This is a genomic window from Bifidobacterium sp., from assembly GCF_051876855.1.
In the GTDB taxonomy this organism is placed as follows: domain Bacteria; phylum Actinomycetota; class Actinomycetes; order Actinomycetales; family Bifidobacteriaceae; genus Bifidobacterium.
This window is the reverse complement of record NZ_JBJEIH010000017.1, coordinates 1-8,933: the sequence shown is the minus strand read 5'-3', so window position 1 is coordinate 8,933 and position 8,933 is coordinate 1. Positions and strand designations below refer to the sequence as shown.

Genomic DNA, 8,933 nt, shown 5'->3' with positions numbered 1-8,933 from the left:
GTCCGACAGGGTGTCGGGTTTTGTGGCGGCGGCGCCATGTCGGGCGCGTTGCCGCGTCACGAGCGATACCGCGTGGCAACGATACCGCGGCGGGCGTGGACGCGTCGCTTGTCCCGCGTTGTGCGCTACTTGCGTTCGCGGCGGCTGGATACCGCGTTGGTCACTGCCCAGATGATGGCGATGACCACAAGCGCGACCCCGACCACACCGATGCTGACCGCCACGGCGACCCACGGATCCACCGCGCCGAACGGCCAATTGGGGACCATGCCGGCCATGACGATCGCTACCGCCCCAAGCAAAACCAGCAACACGCCGAGCACCACGGTTCCGGCGCTGACGCCCGTCGGGGCCGGGGTATGGATGACAGGCGTCGGCTGGGCGGAGGCAGTCGCCTCGGCAGACTTGAAGGGTGCGCCCGTGTACATCGGCACGGTGTTGTCACCGAGCGGATGCGACTGGCGATGCGCTTCATTCGCCGCCTGCTGCCGGCGGCGCGCCAACTCATCGAGCGGAATGCCGCCACGCGGAACGGATGACCCAGACGACTCAGAGGGCTCAGACGGTTCAAACTGTTCAACCGGTTCAGACCGCCGGGACATCGGCCGGGTGGCGTCCTCCTGCGAAACCGACTGCGACACGACCTGTGTCTGTGCGGTATCCATCATCCGGGAAGTCTGCGGCATGACTTCCGTACGCGTGGCATCGTCCGGCTCCGCCTGCGGCATGATTTTGGTGTCCGCAACCGGTTCGTCCGCGTTGACGTGCTGCATGGTTACGGTTTCGACCGTATCCCGATTCTTGGCTTCACTCATTTCGTACCTTCTTTCTTGGCGTTGTCAGATGAGATGCGGACATACCCCTTGCCATTGCCCCCGTAGCTCACGTCGACCCATCCCTGAATCGTCGAAGCGTCGATGGTCAGTTCCGGCGTGGATACGAAGTCGAAATCATCGTCATCGAAATCATCGTCATCGTCATAATCTTCGTCATCGTTCTCATCCTCGTCATCGCTGTCGCTGTCCGAATCGGACTTCGACGAATGCGAGGATTTGCTGTCAGACCCCGAAGAGGCGGACGGCTCAGGATTAGCCACATGACCTTGATCCGACGCCGACATATCGATGTACACGCCGTCGTCGAATCCAACCTGGACGAATCGGGAGTCAACCAGCAGATATTCGCCGCCCACTCCGTTGGTGCCCGTGTAACCAGCGTGTTTGAACCGGTAAGTGCAGTATCTGGGCAGTTTCACATCCACCTTGACGTCGCTCGCGATAATCCGGTAGGTTCCCGTCGGACAGTACGACTCATAGTCGTGCTCGACGTCGGTCATCTTGTGGGTGCCGTAGCGTTCACCGTAATCACTTAGGTCGATCGTCACCTTGTCGTCGGAATAGCTGTCGCCAACGAAATAAATGCCGTCATTGAGGCGTTTGAGCGTCGTCTTGGTCGTGGTCAGGGTCGTCGAACCGTTGACATCCACCCGTTCGTAGCCTTCCGCCTGCCGATTGATGTCAGTCAGGCAATACCCGGTGGCACCCGCGGTGAACACCATGACTACCGTGATGAACACCGACATCCACACCAGCGGGTGCAAACCGCCGGTACGGCGTCCTTTGGCGCCAAGCACGACCAGCAGCACGCCGAGTGCGACACAGACGCATCCAATCCAACCGGTCGCCGATGCGACCATGCTGACCACCTGCGGTTCGCCATGGTTACGGCTCATATACCAGAACACCATCAGCGCCGCCGACAACAGCACCAGGCCGAACGAGGCGAGCACCACGAGCGGACCGGCGGGCTTGCGGCGAGTGTGTACTGTGCGAGGTTGCACGGCTTCGACCGGGCGAGCAGGCTGAGCCACATACCGCGGGTACGGCTGGGGCTGCACCGGCGGGACAGGACCCTGCCCTTGCATCGGCATCGCAGGATTGCCAGGCATGGGCGCCCCCGGCATCGGCGTTGGCGGCGCAATCGGCCTTACACGCCCGGAACGATACGTCGTTGCGTTGAACATCACCAAAACCAACGCGAGCGCGACAAGCGAGACCCACCCGGTGATATCCCAACGCCAACGGTCACTCATCAGCCACGACATGACCGTGCTGACGACGATGAACATGGCGATCGGGGCGAACACCCACTGCCAGCCGTCACCGCCGTGCAGAACATCCTCGGCGATGATATGGCCGTTGTTGGTGACATCCGGCATCAGCAGCCACGCGAAAATGTAGACGTACACGCCGAAACCGCCGAAGAAGGCGAGGATGATGACGATGGCGCGCACCAAGGCGGGGCTCCAGCCCAACCGGTGGGCGACGCCAGCGCACACACCGCCGATATACCGGTCTTCGGTGCGGACCAGACCGCTTTGCCTGACCCACCCGAAGAACATGTCGCGCCAGTCGCGTTTCGCTGTTTCGCGCGGTTCGGGCTGGCTGGGAGGATACCAATTGCCGTTGCGGGAGCCGGACTGGCCTGCCGTCGGGGGATTGGCGTATTGGCGTTGGGCGTTGTTGTCACGGCCTTGTTGGCCGCCGCGACCTTGCGCCTCGCCGGGTTGCGTTTGCCGCGTGGATTGGGTTGATTGAGTTGATTGGGTTGATTGCGCAGGTTGCCCAGGCTGCGTTGATTGCGCCGGCTGTGCCGCCGCATCGCCGGGTTGCCGCTGCGGCATCGGCTGTTGCGATTGATCATGTGTATTGCTCATGCTTCCATTACAACAACCTCCCGCAGCCGAACGTATCGGGGAAACACCCGATTTATCCCTGAAAACAGGGTATGAACCCCGATGATATGCCCCAAGGGGCGCACAATGGAATCATGACGCAAACCACGAACGCCCCTCGACGGACGAACATCCCGCCCGCCGACACACGGCCATATCAGGCGCCTGCTCCGCTTGCGCCGGCGAAACTGCCGCTGCTCAGACCCAAATACGGCAGGATGCTCTGCGGAGTCTGCCGAGGCATCAGCATGCATCTGGGCATCCCCGTGTGGCTGGTCCGGCTCGCGTTCATCTGCTCCTCGTTCGTTTTCGGCGCAGGCATCATCGCCTATATCTTCCTGTGGCTTACCGTGCCGGTCGGCGATCCGGTGCGTGAGGCGCGGCGCATGAGCCCTGTCAGTCAATCGCCGCTGTCCCGCGGCAACGCCCCCTACCCGATGCCCGGCGCTTCGGCCGCTGCTATGCCGCAGCCGGTCACGGTTGTTCCCGGACATGTGCCAGGACAAGCGGGCAACCCATCACGGACGCAGGTACCGACTCCTGCTCCTGATGTTTCGGTTCCGGCAACGAATCGCTCGGGCGCCCCGAACACTGCCGCGCCAGACACAGCCAGACCCGATGCCGCCGCACCGCCGAGTGCATCCTACGCATCGGCCGATGAGCGCGCAACTCCCGCAGCCGAATCGATGGAGAACGGCGAAAGCCTGCTGGACGCCATCCGCCGCGCCCCAAAACCGGCAATCATCGCCTTGTCAGGCGTCATCATGCTGATTATCAGCGGCGTCATGCTCTATACCGGGGAAACCGCAATGATTCTCCCGGCGATCATGACCGTCAGCGGCGTGCTCATCGCCTGGCTGCGATTCAACGACGCCCAACGTCAGTGGCCCACCGCAATACTCGGGCTGGCACTCCTCGTTGGCGCGTTCTGTATCACCGTACTCTTGGAACCTGGCACACCTCAGATGCACGGCAAAACCATCCTTGCCGCTGTCGCCCTGCTGGTGGCCACCGCACTCGCCGTCATCCCGTGGATCATGTCACTGACGCGTTCCCTGAGCACCGAGCGCGCGCTCAAAGAACGCGAGGAGGAACGCGCGGATATGACCGCGCACCTGCATGACGGGGTATTGCAAACGCTGGCACTCATCCAACTGCACAGCAGCGAGCCGCAGACCGTGCTCGCACTGGCGCGTCAACAGGAGCGCGAACTGCGCAACTGGCTGTATCAGGAGCGTACTGCGCCCGATAAATCCGTCAGCGCGGGCATCAAGGACATCGCCGCCGAAGTCGAAGACGAATCAGGCAAAGCGATTGAGGTAGTGACGGTCGGCGACGCGCAGCCATGCACCCAGACCGACGCGCTGCTGAACGCCACCCGGCAGGCGCTGATCAACGCGGTCACGCACGGTGGGGAGCCGATTTCCGTCTATTGCGAGGCGGGAGCGACCACCGTGGACGTCTACGTGCGCGACCACGGCGAAGGCTTCGATGTGAACGCCATACCCGAAGGCCGGCTCGGCATCCGCGAATCCATCATCGGCCGCATCAAACGCCGCGGAGGCACGGTGCAAATCGTGTCCCGGCCGCATTGGGGCACCGAGGTGCGTATGCACATGCCCATCGGCGACACAGCGAGTCCCACCGGCGCACGCACGCATATCATGGACAGCGCAAGCAACGACCAGCACAGGGCATCAGGAATCGAGGAGCAATGAGCCATAGCGAACAAGACGGCAACGCGGACGGCAACGACATCCGCATCGCCGTCGTCGACGACCACGAGATGTTCAGGGCTGGCGTCATCGCCACCTTGCAGACGGATTTCGATATCGTCGGGCAGGCGGGTGATGTCGAGGGTGCCATTGAGATGATTGCGCAGACCAAGCCCGATGTCGTGCTCCTAGACGTGCATGTGCCTGGCGGCGCAGGCGGCGGCGGTACGGAAATTCTCACCCGCTCGCACCCGCTCTCCCCTGATTCCGTGTTCCTGGCGTTGAGCGTCTCGGATTCGCCTCAGGATGTCGGTTCGGTAATCCGGGCGGGGGCGCGCGGATATGTGACCAAGACGATAACCGGTGATGATTTGGCCAGCTCCATCAGGCAAGTGCACGAGGGATACGCCGTGTTCTCCCCCAAACTCGCCGGATTCGTGCTGTCCGCCTTCCAAAACGGCGGAATCGCGCCCGAAGGCGAAATCCACGACGACGAGCTCGACAGGCTGTCGGCGCGCGAACAGGAAGTCATGCGCCTCATCGCTCGCGGATATACGTACAAGGAAGTCGCAGCCGAGCTGTTCATCTCGGTGAAAACTGTGGAAACCCACGTCAGCGCGGTGCTGCGCAAACTCCAGCTGTCCAACCGGACCGAGCTGACGCGTTGGGCGGCAGACCGGCGCATTGTGTGAATGGCGACGATGGCGGTCCGATTGTCCGATTGAACTGCCCGACTTAGCCGGCTGATTGAACCGCATCGTCGGGATAATCAGGACAAGCCAAGCACTGCGCGCGCCTGGTCGGCGGATGTGAACGTCGCCCCGCGCAAACCGGCGATTCTCGCCCCACGCGCGTTGCGGGGATTGTCGTCAAAGAATACCGTGGACTGCGGGTCAATACCGAAGCGATCGATCGCGCGCAGATAAATCGCCGGGTCAGGCTTGAGCAGACGCTCCTGCGACGAAACGAGCGTGTCTTGCAGCCGGCTGAACACATCGAATCGCGAATGCGCGATATCAACCGCATCCGTCGTGAAATTCGTCAGGCCCCATACCCGCACGCCGGCAGATTGCAGGTCATCGACCAGCTGGTCCATGCCATCAAGCACGCCGAAAATCGCCCGCTCCTCATGCTCGAGCCACATTCGCAGCACCCACGTGACCGCCGGACCGTGGTGGCGTGAGTATTCGGCAAGGACTTCCTGCGTCGGGACGCCGGAATCGAGCAGACGGTCGATGAAATCGTAGCCCCACTCGTCCGCGGGATCGAAGAACATGTCAATCACGCCCTGCGGATACAAGCCCTCAAGCGCACGCCACGGACGCCAATCCAGCAGAACATCACAATAATCGAAGATGACGTCGGTGATTGGGCCGCCGTGCGAGGCGATCAGGGTCTCGCCTGCGTGGAATGGCGACTCTTGATTGTTGATGCCGCCGGTGTTCTCGTGATTATGCTCGCTCATGACTCATATTGTCTCGCACGGCGGTGTCAATGATTGTTGATGTGTCGGCTGGTGGTGGCATTGAGTGGCGCTATCAAGTGATGTTGCCGGGTGGTATGGCCGTGTGATTTGGCCGAGTAATTTGGCCTAGTGTCTGAGCTTGATGAAGCTGCCGTTGTATTGTGTTAATCCGGCTTATGCGGTGTCATCACTGTTTCCGGTCGGCCCCGGCGATCAATTTGTATGGTTTGAGGGGAAGGGCCGTTAGAGGATGGCGGCTGCGGGATGAAGGATGGGATTTGAAGGGCAATCGGACATCATCACGTCCCTGCACCGAATCGGAGAACGCTGGGCGGAATAGGAATCAGTTCACTCCGACGCTGGGCCACACCCGGCCACCAGCTGGGATGCAGCCACGAACCCGCGGAATCCCAAGGATTTACTTGCACCGCAACAATCAACCACCACCCGGACCGCCACCCGGAGTGCCCGAAACGCGGACTAGATTGGAGAATGCGAGCCGAAAACCGATCCAGTCCACAAAGGTGCATGCCATCACGCACCCCGCAACCATGGCCGCTGCGCGAATCCGCAGCATATCAACGATCCGCCAGCACCACGAGGGCCAGCCGCCGACGCACCAGCCGCGCAATCGCCCAGCCCCATGGACCGAATCGGAAATCGCATGACGATATCGGAACCAGTCCGCACAGAGACCGGAACGCCCCCTGCCGCCAGCCACGGCACCACCACAGAACCGCGGAATCCCAACAATCCACTCACACCATCACCATCAGCCGCCGACTGACCAGTCACCCGAGACATCCGAAACGCGGACCAAAACGGAAAATGCGAGCCGAAAACCAATCCGGTCCACAAAGGCATCCGCCGTCGAACATCCATGCAACCACGGACACACCGCAAACCGCAGAATACCAACGCTCCACCAACACCACGAGGACCAGCTACCGGGACACCGGCCACGCAACCACACGAACCCACGGACCAAACCGGAAATCGCACGATAACACCGGAACCAGTCCACGCCGGCATCGGAACACACCCGGCCGCTCAAACCGTTCACGCCGATCAAGTCTCAGTATCGGCAAGCGCAGCCATCTCTCCGCTTCTGCCGACGCTGAGACACCTCAACCGAATACCACGGCACACCCGGCTGCCCCACCACCAGACACACATTTTGATCTATAACCCCAATTACATGACGTGTCGGCCGAAACCCGATTACACCCGGTTTTCGGCTTGATAACAAGAAACCCCGTGGAGCGGACTCCACGGGGTACTGCGGACAGGGCGAGATTCGAACTCGCGGTGGCTTGCACCACAACGGTTTTCAAGACCGTCTCCATAGACCGCTCGGACACCTGTCCATGCGTTTGCGCGCACAAACGGTTAGTTTACCACGAGGTCTGCATCAGACTGCGACCCCGCGATAAATATACTTGCACGATGCGCGTGCAAACACGGATTGAGAAGGCTCAGGCCTCCCACTTGCGCGGTTCGATGACTTCCTTACCGCCCATGTACGGACGCATGGCCTTCGGAATCTCGATGGAACCGTCAGCCTGCTGATGGTTTTCGAGAATCGCAACCAGCCAGCGGGTGGTGGCCAGCGTTCCGTTCAATGTGGACACCGCGCGGGTGGAGCCGTCCTCGGTACGCTCACGGATGTTCAGGCGACGCGCCTGGTATTCGGTGCAGTTCGAAGTGGAGGTGAGCTCGCGGTAGCGGTTCTGCGTCGGCACCCAGGCCTCGCAGTCGAACTTGCGGGCGGCGGAAGCGCCCAGATCGCCGGCGGCAGTGTCGATGATGCGGTACGGCACCTCGACCTTGCCCAGCATCTCCTGCTCCATCTGCAGCAGGTGCTGATGCTCGGCGCGGGAGTTCTCCTGCTTGCAGTAGACGAACATCTCAACCTTGTCGAACTGGTGGACGCGGATGATGCCCATCGTGTCCTTGCCGGCGGCGCCTGCCTCGCGACGGTAGCAGCTGGACCAACCGCAGTAGCGCAGCGGGCCGTTGTTAAGATCGAGGATCTCGTTCTCGTGCATGCCGGCGAGCGCGACTTCGGACGTACCGACCAGATACTGGTCATCCGGCTCGCGCAGACGGTAGATTTCGTCCGCATGTGAGTTGAGGAAGCCTGTGCCGGCCATGACTTCGGGGCGCACAAGCGTCGGGGTGATGGCGAGCGTGAAGCCGTGCTCCTCTGCCTGGTCGACGGCCATGGTGAGCATGGCGATCTGCAGGCGGGCGACCGCGCCACGCAGGAAGTAGAAGCGGGAGCCGGAGACCTTGACGCCGCGCTTCATATCGATGCCAGCAACGCCTTCACCGAGCTCGAGATGGTTCTTCGGTTCGAAACCTTCCGCGGCGAAATCGCGGATGGTGCCGACCTTCTTGACGACCACGTAGTCATCCTCGCCGCCTTCCGGAGCTTCCGGCTCGACGATGTTGCTGAGCTTCCACATCGCAGTCGTGTACTCGGCCGCGGCCTGGTCTGCGGTGTCCTTGTATTCGGAGACCTTATTGGACAGTTCCTTGGTCTGGGCGATGATCTTCGCCTTCTCCTCAGGAGCGGCGGTGGCAATCTTCTTGCCCATGTCCTTCTGTTCGGCGCGTGCGGCTTCGAACGCCTTGAGCGACTCGCGACGGGTTTCGTCGGAGCGGAGCACCTCGTCGACAAGTTCCACGGATTCCCCGCGCTTACGCTGGGACTCCTTGACAATGTCCGGATGTTCACGGATGAATTGAATATCAAGCATAGTTCAAGACTAATGCGGCAAGCCGACACGTGACTGCTGGCCGTAGGTGCCGGCGCCGGCAACGCGAAACAATTCGTGGAGGGACCGTCAAATTCTCGAGTTTTGTCCATAGACATCCCAGCGAAACAGGTAAGAATGGAACCTATGCAGTCGTCCAAGATGCCCATAGCGGTTGTTCAGGACAATATCCGAAAACACCTGAAGGCATTTCCCAAAGGGGTTTTCGCATGATGGTCCGCCGATGGTGCAGAAGCGCG

At 61.3% G+C, this 8,933-nt stretch carries 6 protein-coding genes and 1 tRNA gene; 2 read left to right on the top strand and 5 right to left on the bottom strand.

Translation table 11 applies throughout. The features are described 5' to 3' along the window. Positions 1-125: 125 nt before the first annotated feature. Together ACI38B_RS00890 and ACI38B_RS00885 are read right to left on the bottom strand one after the other, a co-directional pair. Entirely contained in the window at positions 126-815 is a 690-nt protein-coding gene (locus ACI38B_RS00890; RefSeq protein ID WP_439729146.1) for a hypothetical protein, read from the bottom strand. Beyond that, positions 812-2,716: a PspC domain-containing protein gene (locus ACI38B_RS00885; RefSeq protein WP_439729145.1), complete on the bottom strand. Its 1,905-nt coding sequence runs from the start codon at positions 2,714-2,716 to the stop codon at positions 812-814. Before ACI38B_RS00885 ends, ACI38B_RS00890 begins: the two co-directional genes overlap by 4 nt. Before the next feature lie 113 nt (positions 2,717-2,829). Between ACI38B_RS00885 and ACI38B_RS00880 the strand changes: the two genes are divergently transcribed. Continuing rightward, positions 2,830-4,452: a PspC domain-containing protein gene (locus tag ACI38B_RS00880; RefSeq protein ID WP_439729144.1), complete on the top strand. Its 1,623-nt coding sequence runs from the start codon at positions 2,830-2,832 to the stop codon at positions 4,450-4,452. Next, positions 4,449-5,141, top strand: a complete 693-nt coding sequence (locus ACI38B_RS00875; RefSeq protein ID WP_439729143.1) for a LuxR C-terminal-related transcriptional regulator — start codon at positions 4,449-4,451, stop codon at positions 5,139-5,141. The genes ACI38B_RS00880 and ACI38B_RS00875 overlap by 4 nt, the downstream gene beginning before the upstream one ends. Positions 5,142-5,218: 77 nt before the next feature. Here the strand turns inward: ACI38B_RS00875 and ACI38B_RS00870 are convergent, their stop codons facing one another. From ACI38B_RS00870 to serS, 3 genes are all read right to left on the bottom strand, one after another. Then, positions 5,219-5,914 (bottom strand): HAD family hydrolase, encoded by a 696-nt coding sequence (locus ACI38B_RS00870; protein WP_439729142.1) that lies wholly within the window; start codon positions 5,912-5,914, stop codon positions 5,219-5,221. 1,282 nt (positions 5,915-7,196) lie between these two features. Further along, positions 7,197-7,281: transfer RNA gene (locus tag ACI38B_RS00865), tRNA-Ser, on the bottom strand. 108 nt (positions 7,282-7,389) lie between these two features. Next, the gene (gene serS / locus ACI38B_RS00860; protein WP_439729141.1) at positions 7,390-8,676 is read right to left on the bottom strand and encodes a serine--tRNA ligase; all 1,287 of its coding nucleotides are present in this window, start codon (positions 8,674-8,676) and stop codon (positions 7,390-7,392) included. Between the last annotated feature and the right edge of the window lie 257 nt (positions 8,677-8,933).